The sequence below is a fragment of the Cryobacterium sp. M15 genome (assembly GCF_002929675.1).
GTDB lineage: Bacteria > Actinomycetota > Actinomycetes > Actinomycetales > Microbacteriaceae > Cryobacterium > Cryobacterium lyxosi.
In genome coordinates, this window is record NZ_PJJW01000032.1 from 124,549 (window position 1) to 146,584 (window position 22,036).

At 59.4% G+C, this 22,036-nt stretch carries 21 protein-coding genes and 1 pseudogene; 11 read left to right on the top strand and 11 right to left on the bottom strand.

Features of this window, described 5'->3' with window-relative positions; genetic code table 11:
• Nucleotides 1–2: 2 nt before the first annotated feature.
• On the bottom strand, nt 3–359 hold the full coding sequence (locus CXY83_RS04845; protein WP_104196252.1) for a hypothetical protein: 357 nt from the start codon (nt 357–359) through the stop codon (nt 3–5).
• Between the two features lie 1,254 nt (nt 360–1,613).
• On the bottom strand, nt 1,614–2,588 hold the full coding sequence (locus CXY83_RS04850) for an NAD-dependent epimerase/dehydratase family protein (RefSeq protein ID WP_104196253.1): 975 nt from the start codon (nt 2,586–2,588) through the stop codon (nt 1,614–1,616).
• A 63-nt stretch (nt 2,589–2,651) separates the two neighbouring features.
• Between CXY83_RS04850 and CXY83_RS04855 the strand changes: the two genes are divergently transcribed.
• The gene (locus CXY83_RS04855; RefSeq protein WP_104196254.1) at nt 2,652–3,239 is read left to right on the top strand and encodes a nitroreductase family protein; all 588 of its coding nucleotides are present in this window, start codon (nt 2,652–2,654) and stop codon (nt 3,237–3,239) included.
• Nucleotides 3,240–3,569: 330 nt separating this feature from the next.
• Nucleotides 3,570–3,839 (top strand): hypothetical protein, encoded by a 270-nt coding sequence (locus CXY83_RS17335; protein WP_146069852.1) that lies wholly within the window; start codon nt 3,570–3,572, stop codon nt 3,837–3,839.
• Nucleotides 3,840–3,857: 18 nt separating this feature from the next.
• On the opposite strand, the gene CXY83_RS04860 is transcribed toward CXY83_RS17335, so the two are convergent.
• The 3 genes from CXY83_RS04860 to CXY83_RS04865 all read right to left on the bottom strand — a co-directional run bounded on the left by CXY83_RS04860 (nt 3,858) and on the right by CXY83_RS04865 (nt 5,684).
• Nucleotides 3,858–4,604, bottom strand: a complete 747-nt coding sequence (locus tag CXY83_RS04860) for a cyclopropane-fatty-acyl-phospholipid synthase family protein (RefSeq protein ID WP_104196255.1) — start codon at nt 4,602–4,604, stop codon at nt 3,858–3,860.
• A gap of 106 nt (nt 4,605–4,710) precedes the next feature.
• Nucleotides 4,711–4,872, bottom strand: a complete 162-nt coding sequence (locus CXY83_RS17610) for a hypothetical protein (RefSeq protein ID WP_158251835.1) — start codon at nt 4,870–4,872, stop codon at nt 4,711–4,713.
• Between the two features lie 356 nt (nt 4,873–5,228).
• On the bottom strand, nt 5,229–5,684 hold the full coding sequence (locus CXY83_RS04865; protein WP_104196285.1) for an SRPBCC family protein: 456 nt from the start codon (nt 5,682–5,684) through the stop codon (nt 5,229–5,231).
• 545 nt (nt 5,685–6,229) lie between these two features.
• Between CXY83_RS04865 and CXY83_RS18325 the strand changes: the two genes are divergently transcribed.
• The 7 genes from CXY83_RS18325 (at nt 6,230) to CXY83_RS04890 (ending at nt 13,776) form a co-directional block, all read left to right on the top strand.
• Nucleotides 6,230–6,352 (top strand): hypothetical protein, encoded by a 123-nt coding sequence (locus CXY83_RS18325; protein ID WP_255408727.1) that lies wholly within the window; start codon nt 6,230–6,232, stop codon nt 6,350–6,352.
• A gap of 121 nt (nt 6,353–6,473) precedes the next feature.
• Complete coding sequence (locus tag CXY83_RS04870) at nt 6,474–6,698, top strand: hypothetical protein (RefSeq protein WP_146069853.1); 225 nt, start codon at nt 6,474–6,476, stop codon at nt 6,696–6,698.
• Between the two features lie 232 nt (nt 6,699–6,930).
• Entirely contained in the window at nt 6,931–8,004 is a 1,074-nt protein-coding gene (locus CXY83_RS04875; protein ID WP_104196257.1) for an alkene reductase, read from the top strand.
• Between the two features lie 308 nt (nt 8,005–8,312).
• Nucleotides 8,313–9,425 carry an aromatic acid exporter family protein gene (locus CXY83_RS04880; protein WP_104196258.1) on the top strand — a complete coding sequence of 371 codons (1,113 nt, stop codon included), beginning with the start codon at nt 8,313–8,315 and terminating at the stop codon, nt 9,423–9,425.
• A gap of 124 nt (nt 9,426–9,549) precedes the next feature.
• On the top strand, nt 9,550–9,699 hold the full coding sequence (locus CXY83_RS17805; protein ID WP_199184889.1) for a hypothetical protein: 150 nt from the start codon (nt 9,550–9,552) through the stop codon (nt 9,697–9,699).
• Between the two features lie 803 nt (nt 9,700–10,502).
• Nucleotides 10,503–12,665 carry a transglycosylase domain-containing protein gene (locus tag CXY83_RS04885; RefSeq protein ID WP_158251836.1) on the top strand — a complete coding sequence of 721 codons (2,163 nt, stop codon included), beginning with the start codon at nt 10,503–10,505 and terminating at the stop codon, nt 12,663–12,665.
• 46 nt (nt 12,666–12,711) lie between these two features.
• Entirely contained in the window at nt 12,712–13,776 is a 1,065-nt protein-coding gene (locus CXY83_RS04890; RefSeq protein ID WP_104196260.1) for a hypothetical protein, read from the top strand.
• 259 nt (nt 13,777–14,035) lie between these two features.
• Here the strand turns inward: CXY83_RS04890 and CXY83_RS04895 are convergent, their stop codons facing one another.
• Complete coding sequence (locus CXY83_RS04895) at nt 14,036–14,464, bottom strand: DUF6234 family protein (protein WP_104196261.1); 429 nt, start codon at nt 14,462–14,464, stop codon at nt 14,036–14,038.
• Between the two features lie 294 nt (nt 14,465–14,758).
• Here CXY83_RS04895 and CXY83_RS17340 point away from each other — a divergent pair, with 294 nt between their 5' ends.
• Nucleotides 14,759–14,971, top strand: coding sequence for a hypothetical protein (locus CXY83_RS17340; protein WP_146069854.1), 213 nt, complete (start codon nt 14,759–14,761; stop codon nt 14,969–14,971).
• A gap of 793 nt (nt 14,972–15,764) precedes the next feature.
• On the opposite strand, the gene CXY83_RS04905 is transcribed toward CXY83_RS17340, so the two are convergent.
• The 4 genes and pseudogenes from CXY83_RS04905 to CXY83_RS04920 form a co-directional block, all read right to left on the bottom strand.
• Nucleotides 15,765–16,556, bottom strand: a complete 792-nt coding sequence (locus CXY83_RS04905; RefSeq protein ID WP_104196263.1) for a hypothetical protein — start codon at nt 16,554–16,556, stop codon at nt 15,765–15,767.
• Complete coding sequence (locus tag CXY83_RS04910; protein WP_104196264.1) at nt 16,556–17,131, bottom strand: RNA polymerase sigma factor; 576 nt, start codon at nt 17,129–17,131, stop codon at nt 16,556–16,558. Before CXY83_RS04910 ends, CXY83_RS04905 begins: the two co-directional genes overlap by 1 nt.
• 385 nt (nt 17,132–17,516) lie before the next feature.
• Nucleotides 17,517–18,206: a hypothetical protein gene (locus tag CXY83_RS04915; RefSeq protein WP_104196265.1), complete on the bottom strand. Its 690-nt coding sequence runs from the start codon at nt 18,204–18,206 to the stop codon at nt 17,517–17,519.
• Between the two features lie 295 nt (nt 18,207–18,501).
• Nucleotides 18,502–19,040, bottom strand: a pseudogene (locus CXY83_RS04920) (recombinase family protein).
• 286 nt (nt 19,041–19,326) lie between these two features.
• Between CXY83_RS04920 and CXY83_RS04925 the strand changes: the two are divergent.
• Complete coding sequence (locus CXY83_RS04925) at nt 19,327–21,699, top strand: AAA family ATPase (RefSeq protein WP_146069856.1); 2,373 nt, start codon at nt 19,327–19,329, stop codon at nt 21,697–21,699.
• A 29-nt stretch (nt 21,700–21,728) separates the two neighbouring features.
• Here the strand turns inward: CXY83_RS04925 and CXY83_RS04930 are convergent.
• Nucleotides 21,729–22,036: transposase (locus tag CXY83_RS04930; RefSeq protein WP_369831123.1), on the bottom strand; the 308-nt coding region annotated here is incomplete at its 5' end.

Sequence of the window (22,036 nt, forward strand, 5' to 3'; positions counted from 1 at the left end):
GATTACTGTCCCAGTCCATTATCAATTTCACTTGTCATGCGGTTGAAGTCTTCCGCCGTCCGGCCAGCGTCGCCTGTGCTTTCGACGGTCCCGATGATGCCGATCATGGGCATTTCTGGTACCGGAAAACGTGCCACCTCTTCTTCCTCCGTCATCCCTTCAACGTCGCAGACGTCGAACTGGCTGGCTGGACTGAGAACGAGCGTGTGCATGCACGTCTCATCGTTCTCTTCAAGCACGGTGACATCCACGGTCACACTATTGTCGGTGTCGGCCAAAGAGGTGATGTAGCGAAGAAGCGCTGTCGTGATGGCGTTGCTCGTGACGATGGACCCGCCGCTGTACGTTATGCGCTTCATACCCTGATGATAGCTCGATGATTGTTTCGGTCCTAAGCACGGCGATCGTCCACCGCGCCAGCCGGTCGAGCAGGATCACGACGAGGGTGTCACCAACCCGGCATGCGGCCACGACTTCTCAAGGACCCGACCGAGCGCGGTTCGTTCCGGTATGCCCAAATGGTGAACCTCATTTGGAGTGATACACCGAGAGCGACGAGAGCGCTGCCTTCGACTGGCCCGTAAACATCGGGGTAGCTTCTCGTAAAATCAGCTTTGTCCCGCTGGCCTGCTCCGTGACGATGGCAACATCGACAGCGGCAATGACCGCCGGGAAAGAAACTGGCTGACCACAGCTCTGCTCTAATTCAAGCACCGCTTTGCACTCGCCAGAGGGCGCAATTGCAACCCCCAACCATTTCGTCCCCGATCGAGTTTGAGACAATAAACATGGCCCTCAACGCCGCCTAAAACCACTAACCCTATGAGTCAACTGAAATCGGGGCAGTCCCGTTTTAGAAGCCCCAGCCGAGGAGCCTTCGATCTGGATCAATCCGGCGGCTACGGAATCCATTGCGCGAGGTGGTCGCTGCTGACGTAGTACGGCAGTCCATCCCGAAAAACATAGCCACCGCGTGAAACGTCGATATTTACTTCAGGTTCCTGGAGATAGCCACTGATGGGGGCGTTGGTTTCGGACGCTCCGAGATTGATCAGGTCTATCTTCTTGGCGTCCCATTGTTCACGTGTTATCTAGAGTGTGGCGAAAACGGCCACCTGGCCGCTGTTGGGGACACCCTGTTCGCAGACGAGACCGTCGTTGTCGCTTATGAATTGATGTTGTCGTTCCAGCTACTGAATGCGACGGGCTGCATTCCCCGCGCCTCGAAATCCTCATACGCGGCCGGGAGGAGGATCGTGTCACAGTCGATTTCGACGGGGGAGTCAGTCACTTGCGGCGTCGAGGTTCCAGATGCCGCATCACCAGTGGTTGGAACCGAGGCTGTGCACCCCGTGAGCGCGAAAAGGGCTACAAGTACGGTCAGGTTTCTAGCACAGGCCAGCACGCCGCCAATTTTCCCCATAACTCCGCCGTATCGTCATCGCAATATCGACGTGACTCGACGGACTTATGAGCCGTGGACGTTGCCGAGCAAGGGCCCCCAAAGGCAATATTCAACGGCCCCCAAACCCTCAAATACTCAGGAAACCCCCTGCGGGATTCGCAACCGTGGAGTCCGGGGCACGATTGAATAGTTCTGCGTCGCAAGGTTTCTACGCGCTGATTTCGGCGAGGAGAAGGCGCTGCTCGTCCTGAGTGAGGCCTGATCGTCGTTTCCGGTCGAGTCCACGGGTACGTTCGTCCGCCAGCACGTCCTCGAGCGTCTGCTGCAAGTTTCGCTCAGTTCCGCCCGCTGCGAGGAAGCGGCTGCGGCTGCGCCGGGCGAAGGCGGAGTCGCTGCGAAGGAGCCATAGCGGGAGGGAACGAGGGCCAGCCCAGTAGTTCACGTTGTGCGCGGTCAGCCAATCATCCTCGGCGGAGACGAGTTCGCCAGTATGGCCTGCAACCCGGGCGGCGGCCACCAGAACAGTAGCGAGTTCATGTTCGCTTCCGACGGCGTTGTAAACGCCGGTCAGGCCGCGCTGTCCAGCACTGATGAGCCATCCGGCCAGGTCTCGAACGTCAATGAACTGCACATAACGATTCTTGGCATTCGGCACGAGGACGGCTTCCCCCGGAGCAAGGGCGAGCTTGGATACCCAATAGCTGAACCGGTCGCTCAGGTCGCCTGGCCCCACGATAAGACCCGGTCTCGCAATGAGTAGACGTTCACCCACCGCCGCAGCCGTCGTGCGTTCCGCGGCGACTTTCGCGTGCGCGTAATCGTCGACATTGGATGGCTCTACGAGGAAGGCGTCCTCATCGGCACCCGGTTCAGCGTTGCTCGCATACACGGACACGGACGAGACTAGGGTCCAGTGCGCAGTACTGCCGGCCAAATCCTCAAGCGCTCCGGCGACAAGATCCTCGTCATAGCTCAGCTCGATGATTTCGTCCCATGCTTCACCAGCGACGAGGTCGTAAGCCCCGGGTAATCGCCGGTCGGAACGGACAAATGTCACGCCTCGGGGGACTGCTCCAGATTCACCGCGCGCAAGGCACGTCACGTCGTGGCCTTGAACGGCCAATTGCTCGGCTATCTCTCGACCAAGCCAGGCGGTTCCTCCGAGAATAAGTGTGCGCGTCATAGCGACAGTTAATCGCACGACCGAGACGAATCGACGTCGGATTCGCTCTGAGCGCAGGGCCTATTGACGATTATCATCGCCCTGATGGTGCGCAGTGTTCATCCGCTGGGCTGGGAAGCTGAGTGGATGGAAGCACTGGAATTGATTCGAAGCCTCACCGCACGCCCGGCCGTTCGGTCGTTTACCGATCGCGCGGTGTCCACCGAGATGCTGGAGCAGATTGTTGAAACAGCGCGGTGGACTGGTTCGGCTCGCAACCGGCAGCCGTGGCGTTTCATCGCAGTCCGTGACAAAGCACACCTTGAAATGCTCAGTGCACTCGGGGCTTACGCGCAACACATCGCGTCCGCGCCGTGCGCCCTCGTCCTTCTCTCCGCGGACAGTGGCTTTCAGGACACCCAATTCGATCTCGGAAAGGTCAGCCAGACGGTCATTCTCGGCGCGACTGCCTTGGGGCTCGGAAGTTGCCTCGCGACAATTTATCCAACGGACAACGTGGAGCAGGCAGCTCAATTGCTTCAAGTAGAAACTGGATGGCTACCGCACCACGCCATCTCGATCGGTTATCCGGGAGCCCCAATGACGGGCGTGCGCTCGCTCGCTTCTGGACGTCTACCCGTCGCAGAATTGCTTTCTCTTCACCGCCCGTAAGCCGGACGTCGAGCGCGACAGATCTGGGGCTAAACCACCCGGCGGCCGAGTTCGCCGACGCTGTGTCGCAGGGGAACCTTCAGCGGACGGTATTTCCCGCCATCGCGAGAGTGCGCTCTAGACCAGTTTTCGCGCGGATCGGCCGCCCGTAAGCGGAAAGGCACTTCGGGTGGCTGTTGAAATCGGATTGGGAAGCATGTGGTCCGTCGCAATGTGGATCAGGTCTTTGGGGTTGACTGGAAAACGACCTGTCTGCCAGCAAAAAGACACATTCTCTAGGGAATCTGCAGACCCTGATTAGGGCGTGTAGCTGTTCCGATCTGAGGTGAGGTGGCTTTTGAGCTGTCGTATACAGGTCGCCTTTTTTTTGGGGGAAATATTGAAGCCGAGAAAACAGAGGAAGAAACCGACCAGAAACTAGCTGCCCAAACTCACGCTGGCCCCAGGCACCTTGACAAATTCCGAGTGAACGGCAGAGGGATAACTGCAACAGCGCAACAGCGCAACAGCGCAACAGCGCAACAGCGCAACAGCGCAACAGCGCAACAGCGCAACAGCGACAATCCACCGCCCGCTGCAACTTCTGAGCAGCCCTTCTGACACTTGGGTTATACGAAATTAGCGGGGTCGTCGGCCGATGAACTGGATAAGTGTCGATTCCAACTTGTATGGAATTCCATCGCGTTCCTCGGGCACGTGTTCTGCACCAGTGTGGGCATATTCGACGATCCACGACGAAAAGACTTCATCAAGCAGGGAGTGCACCGTCGTGGAGTTGAGCTCGAACTCCACCAGCGCTGGTCGAATAGTTCCATCGGCAAGTTCCTCAATCCGGTCCGCAAAAATACCCAGGGCTACGAGACCGCCGGGTGCCGTGGCCGCAGCACACTGGTAGAGTAGACCGCGCATGGCCGTAATGCTGCCCACGTGTTCCACCGCAGAGAAACCGACGATGAGACCCGCCGCCATGCTGGTGTCGAAGGTGAACTTCTCCAGATCACCAACGACCGGTGTCACCATGTCCGAGACACCTGCCGCAGCACAATTGGCTTTCAGGTGAGCTATCGCTGACGGGATCACATCGACAGCGGTCACCTTTGACCCGGCAGCCAGGCCCTTAGCCATGGGAATTGTGTGACGGCCGACACCGGCGCCTAAATCGAATGCCTGAATTGGGTTGGCTCCGCCACAGAGCGTTAGAGCCTTCAGGACCAATTGATCTGGCTCTAACAGCCAAGAATTGGCGGCCCCGAGAGGAGTCGACTCGTAAAGGTCTTCGTGATATCGAAAAGTTTCCGCCCGACCCTGAGCGAACGCCGAATCAGTGGTGAGATCTGGCGAGCGACGAGCTGATGGCGCTACCATCCATCACTCCCATGGGCGTTGTGGCAGATCCCCGCAGCTTCGAGCCCGCTCACTCTGGCGGCTACGACTGTTCTTCGATGTCGACAGCGCACATAGTCGCGCATATTCACGCGCTCGACCGGTCTGTGAGACCTCTGGCCAAAATGATGACGAGCACGATTAGCAGCAATGTGCCGATGTAGCTTAGGACGCTTAAAGATTGCACCAGGTGACCGATTAGCAGCAGCACTGCTGCGATCACGCCAACGATGATCGGCAGGAATTTCATGTTTTCTCCAGTCGGTGAATTACCGCCGCCGAGGTCTAGAGCAACATTTCTAACCTACCTGTGCCCCGCAGATACGGTCAAGTACCCCACTGAGCGAAAGGCCACCAAGACCAACTCCGCACAGCACACGCTGGCCACTCCTCGACATGCCGCCCGCAGTGGGAACGGTCGGCTAAATCGGATTGGGTCACCGCTTCCCGCGAAATTGCAAGTTTCGCTCTTGGAGTGCAAAAAATGTAGCCGCGCGGGGATGTTTTGGACAACAAAATAGGCACCCTGCCCGCCGGACGACGCCGTGCGGCGTCCGGACCATCAAAACTCTCATGTGGATCCGACGGCAGCGTCAAGCCTGCACGTCAGGCCTGCACATCTCCGCGCCATCCGCCATCGTCGGTTCCCTTTGCCTCGATGAACTCCTTGAAGTTCGCCAAGTCTTTCTTGATGGCATGATTATCGACGCCGAGAGCGGCGCCGGCTTTCTCCATCAGCCCGGTGGCCTCCCAGTCGAGTTGCACTGTCACACGCGTTTCGTTCTTCGCTAATTTATGGAACGTGACCACTCCCCCGTGGTCAACCTGGCCGCCGGTACTGTTCCAGGCGACACGTTCGTCCGGATGCTGCTCGGTTACCTGAGCCTCGAACTCACGCTCCACACCGCCAATTTTTACCTTCCACTCGGTGAGGGTGTCGTTCACCTGTGTGATGGATTCCACGAAGCTCAGGAACTTCGGAAACTCCTCGAATTTTGTCCATCGGTTATAGGCGACGGTGACGGGAACGTTCACATCGACGGCCTCGATAGCGTTGGGCACGATGATCTCCAAGTGCTAATTCAACGGATGGGCCAGTTGCTGACTCCCTTTTCACCCTACCGAGAGTTGACCGAAGGTCAACCCGGATGAGAAAAAAGCTGGCAGACAGCCTAAAACTACCCATGCTCGAAACCTCAGCAGTGCAAACGAGCGCTCGGCCCTCCGACCGAATTTGGATGCCGACCCACAGGTCAAGTTAATAGGAATTACTCATCTAGTCGCAAAAGTGAAGTCTTTTTTAGGACTGCGCCCAAACCCTCACATTCGGATTCACATTCGGACTCGGACTCGGGCTCAGACTCCGGCTCCAGCTCTCGCCGATGTAAACTCGCTACACGTTGCTCCAGACCTCGGCGATGACAACCGTCCCCGAAGTCCAGGAGAAAAACATGATGATTGATTCTTCCGTACCGCAACCGGCAACCGGCAACCGAAGGCACCATTCGACCTGTCGACCCCGGTGACATCGACCTTGGCGACACTGAGTCGATCGATATCACTCCGTTCCTTAGCGCCGGTTCCACGAACCTCCACCAAATCGAAGCATGACAACCAACATCGCATCCGGATCGGCGTGGGACTCTGCGCCTGCGGTATCCCCGGTGGTAACAGGTGTCCCCAAGCAGCTTCCCAAGCCGATGTCGTTCGCCGTGACAAAAGCCATCTAATGCCATGCATGGCGTGAATTCGCGAGACAACCGGTCCACAAATCCGCTTTGTGGCGTAGGAAGCACGCACCTGCGGTTGTGATGCTTCATTTCCGAAACTTGCCTCACAACCTCGACTACGGTGGAAAAGATGAACTCAGATAAAAATATCCCTGGATTCGAATATCCGGATGAACCGTTCGATAAGAACGAACTTGTCACCAACGATGCGGTCGGAGGCGAACCAGTAAAACCGACTGGTCATTACGCCGGACCCGAGGGTTCAGAACCCCTCGAAGCGACTCCCGAGTACGAGGAACACGCACCCAATTCGGAAGATGGCCCAACCGATCTGGACGGTCAATAACCGCACCGAAAGTGGCACTGCGTCCGGCTCAACCCGCGACCTTTGCCAATTGTTACTAATTCGGCAACGGAACTAAGGGTCGGTTTTAGGGACCGCGACGGTCGTTGTTGCTGAACGTACCGTTCAAACTCGCTGGGTGTCACTGACGGCTCGGCAAAACCGTACGCCCCCTCGTCGTACGCCCTCCTTGCTGGTCCCGCGTTCTCTCACTCCCGCATCGAAAGGCCTGCCCGTGCCCACCCTCTGGAACGAAGTCTCCGTCGGCCGAATCATCTTGCCCCACCGTCTTGCAATGGCACCGATGACGCGCAGTCGCGCGTTAGCCGACGGAAGCCCGACCCCGCTCATGGCTGAGTACTACACCCAGCGAGCCTCGATGGGCTTACTCATCACTGAAGGCACTCAGCCCTCGGACGACGGTCAGGGGTACCTATTGACCCCGGGCATCTATCGACCCGAACACGTGGCGGCATGGCGCCTAATCACCGATGCTGTGCATGAAGCCGGAGCTCACATGTTCCTGCAGTTAATGCACGTCGGCCGCAACGCACACCCCGACAACACCCCCCACCACCGGCCCGCCCTAGCCCCATCGGCAATCGCCCCAGGCTCCGAAATATTCACAGCCGCCGGAATGCAACTCTCACCCCCACCGCGCGAAATGACCAGCGACGACATCGCAACGACCATCAGCGACTTCCGGCACGCGGCCAAAAATGCTATCGAAGCCGGTGCAGATGGTATCGAGCTACATGGCGCCAATGGATACCTGCTGCACCAATTCCTGTCACCAAACGCCAACCACCGAAGCGACCAGTACGGAGGCTCCACCGAAAACCGGTCGCGTTTCGTCATTGAGGTCGCCGCTGCCGTGGCCGAAGAGATCGGCGCTGACCGCGTCGGTATCCGATTCTCACCCGGGCAGGCCACCGGCGGCATCGACGAAGGGAACACCGTCGCGGAGCAATATCATCACCTTGTCGCCACGCTTGAACCCTTGGGCCTGGCATACCTGCATCTTGTGCAGATCGGGGACGAAGAACTGCTGCGCGATATTCGACACACGTGGAGTAGCGCCTTGCTTGTCCACCGTCCCGGTCGGGACCTCGACTCTCTCAGCGATGATGTTGAGACAGGCACAGCTGACATTGTCCCCGTCGGGCGTTGGGCCCTAGCAAACCCGGACTTTATTGAACGCCTACGCCACAACGCGCCACTCAACGATGCGGACCCAAGCACTTTTTACGGTGGGGCCGCGGCAGGCTACACCGACTACCCCACACTGACCAGCCCCGCGCAAAAATAACAAAAAAAGCCATAACAGCTCAAACACCACACCTGACGCCGAATACTGAACCGTACCTGGTTTCGTGCCGCTTTCGTTCTGGGGAATGACAGCGGATTACGATCGACGCGGGCGTGCTCAGGCATTCAAGCGTTCATCGCGTCCATGAAAGGTAGATCGAATCCGAACTCCGACAAACATGGCGCCCGTAATCCGAACGATGACCGGGCAACTCGATCGAAGTGCACTGCCTGGAAATTCCCCGGTTCGGTCGGTACGGTAACGAAGCAACGAACACCCGGTGGGCACGGTGATCGAATGGAACAACAATGACAGGCACCACGCTGGCACCAGTTATACACACGGCGTGGCAGCTGAAATCGCAGATAACCAGGTCGCGCATGCTGCAGGCCGGCAAGGCCGCAGTAGCCGTCGGCATTTCATGGTCAATCGCTCCGTACTTGCCCGGGGTAGCCGACAACTACCCCTACTACGCACCTCTCGGCGCCCTCGTGAGCATGTATCCCACGCTCATGGGTTCGGTTCGGAATGCTCTGCAGACCCTCGGCAGTCTCGCAGTCGGAATTGTGCTCGCCGCGGCTGTGCTCGTCTTCAGCCAGCCGAACGTGGTGACGATTTCGGTCGCCGTCGGCATCGGCGCGCTGATCGCCGCGACAGGGTGGTTCGGCAACAACCGCGAATACATACCCGTGACGGTCTTGTTCGTGCTGATCGTGGGTGGGCCCGATGCCGACTCTTACTCCATCGGCTATGCCGTGCAAATCAGCCTCGGCATCGTCATCGGGCTTCTGATCAACATGTTGGTCTTTCCCGCGCTGAACCTCAATGCCGTGGGCCAGAACCTCTCGAACTATCGCTCGGCGCTGGCCGATCACCTATCCGAGGTCGCCGAAGCCCTGGCCGAGAACTGGCCACCGGAGCGGGATGGCTGGGCGTCGCGCAAAGACTCGCTCATCAAACTTTCCAGCGGGCTGCGAACTGCGCTGCAGCAGGCCGACGAAAGCCGCAAAGTCAATCCGCGGGCTCGAATCCACCGCCACCGAGACCTGAGCGCCGACTACGAGGACCTTGCTGCGCTCGAAACCATCGCCTTTCATGTGAGGGATCTCACGGAGGTACTGGCCGGGGCAGTGTGGGGCACCCCGATCAAGGTACAACTGAGAGAGGACTTGCGCCCGTCGGTGAGCCTGGCGCTTGACGCGATGGCTGCGGCGCTGCGTGATTGGGATTCAGGAAATACGGATCTGACGGCGCACTCCGCTGCCGCGGATGCGCTTGCGTCCCTCATGGCCGAGCTTGACAACATAGAGGACTCCACTCCGGCGACGTCGATGGGCGCCGCGATATCCATCGCGATGGATATCGCCCGAGCGCTCGCAGCCCTACTCTCCCGCCTCGAAGGTCCGGCGGCTGATGACTAGTTGCGATGACCTGACGCCAGGGCATTTTGACTTTCGCATCGTTCTCTGGCTAAATTCGGCGAAGCATTTATTGCCGCAGACCCCGGTAGCGTCGCTGTTTCTCACCACGCTAAGGGAGCATTAAATGAATATTTTCGTCATCGTCGCCATTTTCTTGCTGCTGGTCGGTGGTTTCGTTCAGGCCTTGCAGTTCCTGCTCTGGGTAGGCGCCGTCCTCCTGGTCATCGCAGTCATCGCATGGGCTATCCGCAGCCTGTCGGGCCGCAGCCGCTGACGCGTGTGACCGACAAGGTCGAGCGGGAGGACGAGGCGGCCGAAACCCCACGCCAAGAATTGCGGCGGACAACACACAGCTACGGCCATCCGCAATAGCCCCGCGTGGGTTCGCATTTGGGAAAGGTATTTGGGACCGAAGAGGTGGCCTCGATCGCGGTCAATAGAGTCTCCTCGCGTCCCATTCCACGTTCGACGAATTCATCCCTTCGTCGCGACGACCGCTGGAATTCGCCGAACCTTGATCAACGCAGATCGGGGACCAGGCTCAGAGTCAGGGGCAGCTCGCTCAATGTTTCATAAGGCAACGCCATACGGGACACTCGAACTTCGGGCCTTTCGCTGATGGCCGCCGGACCGTGGCTGATTTTGGTTAGTTCATTTCGTGTCGTGCTGTTGTAGGCGCGGCCGAAACTGCGACCGTTAGCGCGGAGGCGGTTGCAGGACACGTCGGCGTCTCTTGGTGACCAAGACGGTCGTAATAAGAAGGCTGCCTGAAATGACCAGACTGGCGTATAAGTAGAGTTGGAAATGTCCGCTACCGAAGCTGCTGAACGGGACGGGCCCGCTGGTGATCCGGAGATATCGGTCCGGATCACCGTGAATGAAACAGCACAGGAGGACTCGGCTCACGACAAGCAAAAGTCTCGCTCCGCGGTATGCATGGTTTTTGCGGTCCTTGCCAGATTTTACTGTCAGCTCGATGGGGCCTCGACGTGGTCCTGCGCAGTTGCTTATGCTTCACATTCGCGAGCACAGGGAATGTTTTCTAGCGTTGCTGTTGTACCCGATAGTCTCGCCACAGTGTCTACTAAACAACGAAAAACGATCGGTGCCCTGGGGGGACTCGCTGGCTTCATCGGCCTGAGCGTCGTCGCCGGCGTGCTCGTTGCCGCTGCGCTCACCCCGGCCGTCGCCGTTTCCGGCATAGCTGTAACGAACACCATCAACGTTTTCGAGACGCTGCCGGAGTACCTCTCGATCGATCAGCTATCGCAAAAGAGCAACATCTGGGCCTCGACCAACCGCGAAGACCCGGTGGGCAGCCGGGTGCTGCTGGCGTCGTTCTACCAGCAGAACCGCGTGGAGGTCGCATTTGACCAGATCAGCGACTACGCCAAAAACGCCGCGATCTCGGGTGAAGACCCGCGTTTCTACGAGCACGGCGGCATCGACTTGCAGGGCAGCTCCCGCGCCGCGATTGGCCTGCTTGCCCCGGGCCTGGGCAGTGGCGGCGGCGGCTCGTCGATCACCCAGCAGTACGTGAAGAACGTGTTGGTGCAGAATTGCGAAGAGCTCTCCGATGAAACCGAGGCGGACGTTTGTTATGAGGCCGCGATCACCGAGACCGTTGACCGCAAGCTCAAGGAGATGCGCCTCGCGATCGGTGTCGAGAAGAACTACGACAAGGACGAGATCTTGCGCGGCTATCTGAACATTGCCGGCTACGGAGGCACCGTCTACGGCATCGAATCCGCCGCCAACTATTACTTCAACACCACCGCGGCGAACCTCACCCTGCCGCAGGCCGCGAGCTTGGTCGCTACCGTGAACAACCCGGTGGCGTACCAGCTGGACCGCCCCGACAGTGAGACTAACGGGACGGCCAACGGTTATGCGGCCAACAAAGAGCGCCGCGACTACATCCTCGGCGAGATGCTTGAGTACAAGAACATCAGCCAGGAGGAGCACGACGCCGCCGTCGCCTCGGTCATCGAACCGACCATCACCGCGCCGAGTACTGGATGCCAGACGGCCGGCGCGAACGCGTATTTCTGCGACTACGTGACCAAGGTTTTGCTCAACAATGAGATCTTCGGAGAGGATGCCGAGACCCGCCTCGCCGCGTTTCGCCAGGGCGGCTATGACGTGTACACCAGTATCGACCTCGAGCTGCAGGATGCTGCCGTCAAAACGCTGGCCGAGAACGTGCCGCAGACCTACGCCGGCTGGGATGTGGGAGCAGTCGTCACGAGTGTTGAGGTCGGCACCGGGCGCGTGCTGACCATGGCCCAGAACAAGGAATACAGCCAGGACCCCCTGCTGGCCTCGTCTGGTACCAAGTACACGGGCATCAACTACAACACTGATCAGAACTACGGTGGCTCCCTCGGGTTTCAGCCCGGATCGACGTATAAGGTCTTCACCCTCGCCGAGTGGTTGGAAGAGGGCCACTCGCTCAACGAGCGCGTCGACTCCCGCCGCAAGGCGAACTGGGGCAACTTTCAGGACAGCTGCCTCGGCAGGCAAAACTGGGACTACGACACGCCACCCTTCAACCCGCGCAATGACGCGAATGAGTCCGGCACCAACTACAGCGCCCTCCAGTCAACCCTCGGCTCCATCAACACCGGCTTCATCGGCATGGCCAAGAAACTCGACCTCTGCGGCATCCGCAAGACCGCCGAGGCTTTCGGTATTCACCGGGCCGATGGCAACGCCCTGCAGCAAGGCGCCAGCTCCGTGCTCGGTACCAACGAGATTGCCCCGTTGAGCATGGCCGTCGCCTTCGCTGGCATCGCCAACAACGGCGAGACCCACAGTGCCGTGGCCATCGACAAGATCATCGGCTCCGACGGCGTCGAACTGCCGATTCCGGCATCTAAGGTGACGCAGTCCGTCGAGCCCGAGGTTGTCGCTGGCATGATCTATGCCATGCAGCGCGTAATGACCGGGGGTACCGCCACCGCGTCGAACAGGTCAACGTTTCCGAAGGTGCCGATGATCGGCAAGACCGGAACCACCGACGCAAGCAAAGATACCTGGATGACCGGTGCCAGTACCAAGGTCGCTACCGTCGCCGGGGTGGTCAATGTGAGCGGTATCGCCCGCAGCCAGCGCAACACGTTCTTCTCAGGACTTCAGGCCGCCACCGCCCGGCACCGCATGTGGCCCGATGTGATGAGCGTCGCTAACACCAAGTACGGCGGAGACAACTTCGCCAAGCCGACCAAACCCATCAGGTAGGCCGGTCGAGCCGCGGTAGGGTGAGGATGACAATTTGACGGGGCGTATGGACAATCTTGCGCTCCAATTGCGTGCGGCCGCTGAACGCGACGATGCCCTTCACGCGGCACTCGACCAAGAATTTGCCGACCTAAACGGCTCCAGCCGGGATACCCAGGACGTTTTGGACGCTCTCTGGTGGGCGGCGCATCCGTTGCGGCCGACACCTATCGGCCGTACGGACCCGGCCGTGTACCTCGTCGAGCTGCAGGCCGCGGTCTTCTCGCGGGCCGCAGTACCGGAGCCGCAGGTCGAACGCATAGAGGCGGGATTGATCGTGCGTGCCACTGCAAGTGAGCACCGGCTGCGGCAGCTCACGCTAAATCTCGCCGCCCGCGCGGCAGCCGTCGATCACCTGGTGACGCGGTTCGGTCGCGGTCTGGCTCGGTCGACGGATGCTGCGGTACCGGTCGACGAGGACCTCGCCGCCGGAGTGAGTTTACCCTCGCCCCCCCCCGCACCGACTGACTCATCCGCTGCTGCGGGGATCCATAGCTCTCGGCCAACGTCCCGAGTGCGTTGGCACACAATTGTGTTGGCCGTCGGGATCACCGTCGGGGTACTGGGAACTTTAGGCGCCCAGGCGCTGCAGCACAGCTTCACGGCGACTTTCGCGAATGCCGCCGTGGCTCCCGCCCCAACGTCAGGGCAGAGCTCACCCGCCCCACTGCCGGACGCGGCCGCTATCAGGGCAGTCACCGCGATCTTCGACCAACCGGCAGACCCTCTTGCTGGCGACCTGGCTGACCTCGGACCCGCCTACAACACCGTCCGGGTGGCGGGACTCCCGCAGCGGGGCACCTACGGAATTTACCTGGCCCAACGCGGTACCAGACAGTATTGTCTCGTTATCCAACACGTCGACCTGACCGCGTCCAGTATCTGCGCGGGGGCCAGCGTGATCGCCCAAGAGGGGCTGCGCCTCAACACCGTGGTTTTGGGCGCTCTCGGCGTCGACGAGACCGGGCCGCCGGTGCTTCTCGATCTGACGGCAACCTGGTTGACCGACGGTACGGTGATGTCCAGCACTATGCCGCACGTGCCGCCCGGCTCCGCCTACGCCATGCCTTGACCAAGAGGAACGAGGCGCAGTTGAGGCCGCCACCGGTTGTGGCCACGATGATACATCAGGCGTGTGCACTCCCGGGGAACGCTGAATGGGACACTTGACCAGGCGATCGAGTGCTCTCGGGCGGTTCCCGTTTGTCGTACATCACCGATTGCATCTGTGAGGAACTCTGCCGGTTTGTTCGAGCGGAGGACGCGATGACGAACCTTGCGGTGATTACTCGCAAAAGTATGTTGAGACCGGCGCCCGCCCGTATTTAGACTCAGCCGCCGATGCAGTCGCCGCTTCCGCTGTAGCAGGGACGATAGTTTGGGTTTATGGTCGGCGTTGGGGGATCGGGGCGCCAGTCGATCTCCGGCACCGACAGAAACAGCGCCACTCCGAGCGTCAGGATTAGGGCAATGCTCGCGATGAGCATAAGGCCGCCGCGACGCCGCAAGATTGCCCTCAGAAGGAGTCCGATCTGAATGGCGATCATGATGCCGGCAGTCACCCAATAGTCCACGACATCCGGGGTTGGCGGCTGCGCGCTTGAGCTTGCCGAAAACCTCTGGCGTACGAGCATGAAGGTCAGCACGAAAGTCAGAAGCGCTGACCCGAGGGTCAGCAAGTCGAAGCCACCGCTCTTAACAGGCGACGTCGTGCGGTCGCTTACTGTAGCAACGCCGCCGATTCCCTGCCACTCGCTCATATCCGCCAGCCTAGTGACGGTCGTCCGCGAGCTGATCACGGAGGGTGTCTTGTAGCGTATCTGGCCCGAATCCCATGAGTTTTGATGCACGCTGGTGACAAGACACTTCCTGGGAAAAGCGGTCTGATTCCAGCGCTCAACTCCGACGTTCGGTGCCCGGAAGCCGAACCCTCTACGGGTCATCGGGTCAAGGCTAAATTCCGAACGGCGATGGAAAGCGCACAGATTGCAGCCGAGACATACTAAATGTCAATTCAAAGTTGACAAGATGGCGTGTCAAGCTATAATTGACATATGAACCAAAACACTTCCGTCTCGAAATCGCGGGCAGCAATGACATCCACATTCCTCGCGCTTGCTTCCGTCGGCATCGCTCTTTCTACGCTGCTCATTGCTTCCCTTGCGATCAAGATCGCCTTAATTGTCCTTGCTGTATTTCTGCTTGTCGCAACTGGGATGTCCATTGCACTCGTTATTGCACGCCCCAAGCCTTCCCGCATCTCGTGAGTCCATCACCGGAGTGGGCCGACAACACTCTTCGCCACGCTCTATCAGACGCAATTGCAGCAGTTGACCCGTCCCTGGCAGGACGCCTTGAACACGACCCCAACTCATACCTTGACCTCATCGACCTGACAGCCCGGAGCGCTGAGGAAATAGCTCAGCTGTTGCAACTCGCCGTCACATCCGCTCGTCAAGCGGGCCTGAGCTGGGAGCGCATCGGGCAGCAACTTGGCATGAGCCGCCAAGCGGCCCAGCAAAGATTCGGGCGGGTCCTTGACGGTATCGACAGTCCTTCCTCTGACGAGATACGCCGGATCTCTCCGTTGACTGCGTTTGACGAGATGGACGAATTAGCCGCAGTTGGACGCACGGGGTGGCATTCCATTGGCTATGGAATGTACTTCCATGACGTCATCCAATCCGATGAGCAATGGGAACACCTCCGAGTCGTTGCATTCGCATCCAGCCGACGCGCAATGGAGGGCGAAGGATGGCATCGAATAGGAACAATGTGGTTTCCATGGGCCTACTACGCGCGTCCCACGGGCAAACCAATCGAATCCGACGGTGATCCCGGCGATCAAACCCGTTAGCCGAACTTCGCGGCATAGACAATGATCTGGCCTCGAGATTGGGTGCGAACGTCCGCTGCCCGCAAGCCGAACCCTCTACGGGATGGCTTTGTCCGTCGATCACGGTGCGGTTGAGCTGCTGTCTTTTATGACGGTTTCAAGTACCCAGGTGACGTCAATCGAATACCCGTGGCTCAGAGCAATTGCGTCGGGTCTAGGTTCCGTCATTTGCTGAGGCCATCCCCGGGAACGAGATGAGGGATGATGGTTTCATCCACGGGGATGTTGGCGCTGACGTGGAACGCCTGCTGGCCAACGATCGTGGTGCCATCGGCTTTGTAAACGCTGATGAAGCCTTCCTCCTCCATCCCTTGGAGCTCGCGGATGTAGACATAACCCCATTCCCCGTTAGAGGCTTTGGCGTGGGTGAGGTCGGGAACGCCGTGGACATTGGGCAGCCCGAAGGTCTGCCCAGCGCTGTTCACGCCCCATTCCGTAATCGTCGACGTCGCGTATTGAGCCGTGGCCTTCCAGGTCGTGTGCGGATCGGCCGTAACCGTGACCGTGGTGGAGCCCGCCTGTGGAAGCAGACCGTCGTCAACTCGGATTGTTCCTCCGTCGTTTCCTGCGCAGTTCATGCCGCGCCCGTCAGGTCCGGTGGAGCCGGTGCTGGGTGCGGTGAGCAGGGCCAGTTGACCGTTATCGCTGATGCACGTCAGGTCGATGACGACCACGGTGGCATTCGCCGGGACGGGACCGAGATCAATGTTCGCGGTGCCCGTGGTGGTGGTAGAGACGCTACTACCGATGGGCGCGACCGATGTTGTCCCGGGGAGGTTGTAGACAACGACGGCGGCGCCGGTTGTGGCGCCGACCAGTGCTAGCGCGCCGAGCCCTACGGCAAGACGACGCGCGCGCCGCTGGTGTCGTTGCAAGCCGCTGTCCTTGGTGCCGATCGCGGCGAGTTCTGCTCGTACCCCTTGAGCGAAGTTGGTGTTCATCTCGGTCGTGCTCATCAGCAGTTCCCTTCTACAGCAGATTGGATCGTCGGGCGGAGGTCATGGAGGTCGACGCGGATTCGCTCCCGAGCGCGGTGAAGACGCATCCGTGCAGTGGAGGCCTTAAGTCCGACGACCTCGGCGGCTTCGGCCAACGGCAGATCCTCAAGCGTGGTGAGAATGAAAAGTGCACCATCGACCGCAGACAGGTGTGCGAGAGATTCGGTGAGTCGTTGCTTCGTTTCAAGTGCCGCGGCATCCGGCGGTGCCATCGTTTGGGCTCTCGGTAAAGTCCGGAGTACGCGCTCGTATCGCGTCCGTGCCCGCTGGGAATTGCGCGAGAGATTGACGGTCGTGACAAGTAGCCACGGGAGCACCGATCCGTGAACCGGTCGCACCATTCGACGCTTGCGCCACAGCTCAAAGAAGGCGGCCGCCGCGACGTCTTCTGCGTCGTGCGTGTTCGCCATCAAAGCGAGCGCACGGTGGTAAATACGAGCCTGGTGGAGATCGAATAGGAGGCTGAACGCCACACCATCATCGTGGCGTGCACGCTCCCATAGCGTGGCTTCGGTGTTCTCGGAATTTTGCATCACACTAAGAAGTGTCCGCTAAGAACCGAACTGTCCCAGATCTCTAAAAGAATGTTTTCCCAAGCTGCCGAGTGGAGGGCGAACCGCTGTCCGAAATGCCCGCGGCAGCTCAGTTGAAGGCGTCTTCGGGGGCTTGTGTAGTGGTGCGGTCTGGGAAGTAGGCGTCGTCATGATTGGCGCGGCATGGAGCGAACGTCAGCGCGTGCGATTCGGACGTCGGTTCTCTCACCGCGGTGAACCAAGCGGTTTACACCGCTACCCTCTTGAGCGCGCCCGAGCAGGCCCCGGGATCTTGGCGTCCTGTACGAAGGGTGAGGTCCAGGACCGTACGGCACTGTGCGCGCTCGCACGGGCCCGGACCTCAGCCTTGGCCGGACGCTTGCAGCTAGTGCAGCACTCCGCAGGCGACCGGGTCGGTTACTTCGGCGGGGAGGGTGGGGTCGAGCTCGCTCGCACCCTCGGGATCGCTGAGGTTGTACGTTCCGTTGCCGTCATAGTCGTTTCCGTGGATCACGACGACGCCTTGACCGTCGCGGATGGCCTCGGCGATGTCCGCAGCGGTGCCGTCGCCTCCTTGGTAGCCGGTTCCGGGCACGTCCGTGAAGCCGATGTTGGTCCGGAGGTACTTATAGGTGCCGTTCTCCGAGACGGGGAACCGGGTAACGTCCAGGGCACTGGCCGGTGTGGTGTCTCCGCTGGTGGTCAGGGACACCACAATGGGGCCGTAGGCCGGAGTGCCCTCGACGGTGTTGATTCGTCCGTCCATGTTGGTGTCCATCGCCAGCGTGGGGCACTCGTTCATGGCATCCTCTCCGAAGTGGATGTGCTGGGCGTGCGGAGCATCGGGGGACAAACCCTTCGCGCGGATCGCGATCGCCCTGATCGTCTCGCCGCGAACGACGGCGATGGCCTTGCCCGACGCTCCCGAGTCATTAAGCTCCGTGAGGTGGGCGGTCAGCACGGCGTTACCGCGCACCGATGTCGGGACATGCGCTGATGCCGAGGTGGCGCCCAGCGACACGGCGATTAGCGCGGCTGCACTCGCTCCGAGTACCAGTTTGATGTTCTTCTTCACGTTTCACTCCTATGTGTCCTCGCCCATCGGGACGATCCCGACTATTAATGCGACAGCGTTGATACGTAGCCTTCAGCCAAATGCATTGGCCTTACTCGCACGCACGCCTGCGGCGAAGAGTATCCGCAAATCTAGTTTCCTGACAGTGGTGGTTGCCGACTTTTTCCGCTGCTTGCGCATACCCTCTGCCGCTCCTCGCCGCACAGGGTCTTGCCCCACCCTGCTCCGTGTCGACCCGCGGTATCTCTGTGTGACGTCGCTATTTATCCGGACTTCGTCACTCGAATGCTCAGCGTTATCTCAGGGCGCGCGAGGTCGCTCGGAACATTCCGAGATCGCGCGCGACTTGCGCTGCTGTCTTTCCACCTTCTATGAGGCGGCGGGCATTGCGGATTCGGCTGTCAGTGATGAGCTGCGGCCTCCCACCGAGATCCTTGCCGGCGTTGCGGCGCTTCGTGATGGAGTCGATCACACGTTCTCGTTTGATTTCGTGTTCCATCTGTCCGAGTGCCGCCATGATCGTGAACAGCATGGACCCACTGGTGTCGCTGTGTCGACGTCGCCGCCGCCCAGGTTGAGTACGCGGAGGCCAGATCCGCGGCCGTAGAGTTCCTCGACGAACGCGAGCATGTTCTGTGTCGATCGGCCCAGCCGGTCCAGGGTCGTGATAACGAGGGTGTAGCCGTTTTGGAGTGCGTCGAGCGCACGGTCGAACCGGGGCCGTGACGCTCGAACACCGGAGATGCCGTGGTCGACGTAAAGGTCGTCACGCCGGACGCCAGCGGCGAGGATGTCGATCTGTTGCCGGTCGGTGGACTGCTGTCACGTGGACACTCATGCATAACCGATCAGTTTCGTCATTTCTGCTCCCAGGGTGTCTCGTAATCAATGGCGAGTCTCACAGTTCAAGCATGCGGTTATGCGACGCAGTTATGAGAATCGGCGCATCGCAAGATTCCGGCGATTCTGAGGAAGCTCAGGTCGCGGCGGTGAGACGTCTTATATCGCTAGGGTTACGAGACGCTCACGATGGATTCGAGGCGCTAGTGGCCTCAGGATTGGGGTGTACGGGCAGAGGCTGCGGACGTCTAACCTCGAACTAAAAGAGCATGGGGCAAGTATGTTGCGAACGATCTCCACCGATGTTCCCTTCCGGGGCCTTCACACGCAGCCTTTTGGCGAGGGAGACGCCGCGTGCGTACTCGGCAAACGGACTGTGGTCTATGGGCGAAACGGCGCGGGCAAGACGTCTCTGAGTGAACTGCTGAGGATCGACGCCGTATCGTCGCGAGCCGAAGGTGCGGCCGTCACCGCGGCTCTTCGAGTTGACGGAGGTAACCGTAAACAGCTTTTGGCCGACTCGTCTTTCCCTATGGAAGTCATGGTTTATAACCGCTTTTACGTGGCAGAGTCCCTGGCGCTCTTTCTAGACGGAAGCGGCATTTCGGAGCCGATCCTTAAGCTCGGAAAAGTGAATGTCGAGGCGGCTGCTCAGATTGCTCTTCTACGCGAGGTCGAAGCCCGGTTGGTCAGGTGGAAAGACCACGCAGTTGCCGCCATCAGAAATGCGGCGTCCGCGGTGACCAACGCTGAAAATTCGGTCAAAACCGAGGTGATTGCGCACCTAAGCCCGGGCGATCCAGGGCAATATGGAACAGCAACTTACCGCTTTGATCGTGTCCGGCGACTGTTTGCGAATCAGCGAGAGGCTGAACAGCTCCAGGATGAAGCCCTGGCTCAGCAGGTATCGCTCGTCTGCGCAACGGAGTGTCCTCCCGTTGCGATGCCGCAAGATCTCCCGCTTGTAGATGCTTCACTTGCTGAACGTGCGGGCTCGGCGCTAATTCGTGCAGTCGAGTCTGTGCCGGTGTCCGATCTTCGTTCGAACAAGCCCCGCGGGACGTGGACAGAAGCTGGGCTCGCTCTTCATTCTGCTGGTGAAACGGGTCTGTTCTGTCGAAGCGGCATCCTGACCGAAGACGTTCTGGCGACGTACCGTCGCCACTTCAATGTTGCCCTCAACGAACTTCGTCGTGACATCCAAACGCTCGTTGAAAGCGTCGATGACGAGATCGCAGCATTGGAGGCGTGGTCCGCGAGCCTACGTGACCCGTCGGAACTGCTTCTAGACCACCGCTCTAGTTACGCGTCCGCTTTACAAGAGCTGGCAACCTCCCACGCAATTTTCAAGGAAAAGCGATCCAGCGTTGGCGATCTACTTCGCGAGAGATTGGCCGACCCCTTGGCCCCTCTGGATAAACACCGTGCAAGCGTCAGGTTCGGTGCGTCCATGGACCAGCAGGGACTCGCCGGGGCAATCACACGCAATAACACTGCCTGCCAGGACCACGCCGCGCGAAAGCGATCGGCGCAAGTTGTCGTAGAAGAACACGTTGCAGCTATTCATTACGAGGCATATGACTTGGCCAAGTCGATGGTTCGAACAGCCGAGCGGTGTCTGGTGACGATTGAGCGTCGTCTCGGCAGTGTCAGGCACGAGATGGACGCACTTGAAAAGTCGCAGCAAGACACCGGGATCAGGGCGACGCGGATCGACTCAGACTTACGTGATCATTTCGGCCATGATCACCTCTCCGTTTCCGTGTCCGAAGATGGGAAGGGCTATCAAATAGCGAGAAATGGCGACGTAGCCACTTCCCTTAACGAGGGTGAAAGGAACGCTATCGCTTTCTCATACTTTCTCGAGAGCCTCGGAGCCGAGGGGAAGGACCCGGCAAGAACCCTGGTGGTCGTGGATGACCCTGTGACGAGCATGGATAGGGAGTCCCTCTTCGCGGCGTTCGCCCTCGCCGAGACCAAAACCAAAAAAATACTGCAGACGATCTTTCTGACTCACGACTACGAATACTTCCGCCTTCAAGTTCGTCAGAGGAAGAACGCTCTCGACAAGTCTCAGACGAGGATCACGGAAGGCAATGCGGAGGAGCGTGCTTTTCCCGCTGTGTCCATCCTTGAGATGGTCGCCCGGGTAGCTCCCGATGGCGGCAGGGTAAGTCAGTTGCGACCGCTTTCACAGAAGCTCTTACGGCACCCGAGTGAGTATCACTATCTCTTTTCAAAAATTGCCAACGCAGTAGCGTTTGAAGCAGATGACGAGTTGCCCCTCTTGGGAAACGCAGCTCGACGACTCGTCGAGGGATTCATCACATTCCGAGCACCGCATGCCCAGGATTTTCAGACTCACATCGATTCGATCGTGAGAGGAAGTGACATTGACCCCACCTTGAGTAAGAGAGTCGTCAAGTTCTTACATGGACAGTCGCATCGCGAGGACCCGAATCCCGAGTCATCACTCGACTTTCCATCCGTTGAGATTGAGCTCAGCGCCGTTCTCGAATTTATGCGCCAGGCGGACGACGATCATTTCATCAACATGTGTCTTGCCGTCGGTGTGCCGGAGGAGCGTCTTCGTCCAGGGGTCCTAAACATTGTTGCCTTCGCTTTGGACAGAGCACCGTCGCGTGTCTCATAACCTAAGCGCCTCATAACCCATGGGCGGTTTCAAATGGTGGAAGCAACAGGGGTTATTTCTTTCTTCGAGGTTAGCCTGCTGAGCAGGTCGGCTGGGGTGCTCCGGTTGAGGGTTTTACGGGGCCGTTCGTTAGGTTCGGTGGCGACTTCGAGGAGGCGTTGGGCGCTGTGCGCGTTCAAATCGGTGCCTTTGGGGAAGTACTGACGCAGCAGGCCGTTGGTGTTCTCGTTCGTGCCGCGTTGCCAGGGCGAGTGCGGATTGTTAACGCCAACTGAAAATAGGGCCAGAATCGCCAACTGAAAATAGGGCCACCAACCACTATGGAAGGTGATCAAAT

Bases quoted from the DNA above. Each gene is read 5' to 3' on its own strand.
- CXY83_RS04845 (WP_104196252.1), bottom strand. From the start codon at position 359: ATGAAGCGCATAACGTACAGCGGCGGGTCCATCGTCACGAGCAACGCC.
- CXY83_RS04850 (WP_104196253.1), bottom strand. From the start codon at position 2,588: ATGACGCGCACACTTATTCTCGGAGGAACCGCCTGGCTTGGTCGAGAG.
- CXY83_RS04860 (WP_104196255.1), bottom strand. From the start codon at position 4,604: ATGGTAGCGCCATCAGCTCGTCGCTCGCCAGATCTCACCACTGATTCG.
- CXY83_RS17610 (WP_158251835.1), bottom strand. From the start codon at position 4,872: ATGAAATTCCTGCCGATCATCGTTGGCGTGATCGCAGCAGTGCTGCTG.
- CXY83_RS18325 (WP_255408727.1), top strand. From the start codon at position 6,230: ATGACAACCAACATCGCATCCGGATCGGCGTGGGACTCTGCGCCTGCG.
- CXY83_RS04880 (WP_104196258.1), top strand. From the start codon at position 8,313: ATGACAGGCACCACGCTGGCACCAGTTATACACACGGCGTGGCAGCTG.
- CXY83_RS17805 (WP_199184889.1), top strand. From the start codon at position 9,550: ATGAATATTTTCGTCATCGTCGCCATTTTCTTGCTGCTGGTCGGTGGT.
- CXY83_RS04890 (WP_104196260.1), top strand. From the start codon at position 12,712: ATGGACAATCTTGCGCTCCAATTGCGTGCGGCCGCTGAACGCGACGAT.
- CXY83_RS04895 (WP_104196261.1), bottom strand. From the start codon at position 14,464: ATGAGCGAGTGGCAGGGAATCGGCGGCGTTGCTACAGTAAGCGACCGC.
- CXY83_RS17340 (WP_146069854.1), top strand. From the start codon at position 14,759: ATGAACCAAAACACTTCCGTCTCGAAATCGCGGGCAGCAATGACATCC.
- CXY83_RS04905 (WP_104196263.1), bottom strand. From the start codon at position 16,556: ATGAGCACGACCGAGATGAACACCAACTTCGCTCAAGGGGTACGAGCA.
- CXY83_RS04910 (WP_104196264.1), bottom strand. From the start codon at position 17,131: ATGCAAAATTCCGAGAACACCGAAGCCACGCTATGGGAGCGTGCACGC.
- CXY83_RS04925 (WP_146069856.1), top strand. From the start codon at position 19,327: ATGTTGCGAACGATCTCCACCGATGTTCCCTTCCGGGGCCTTCACACG.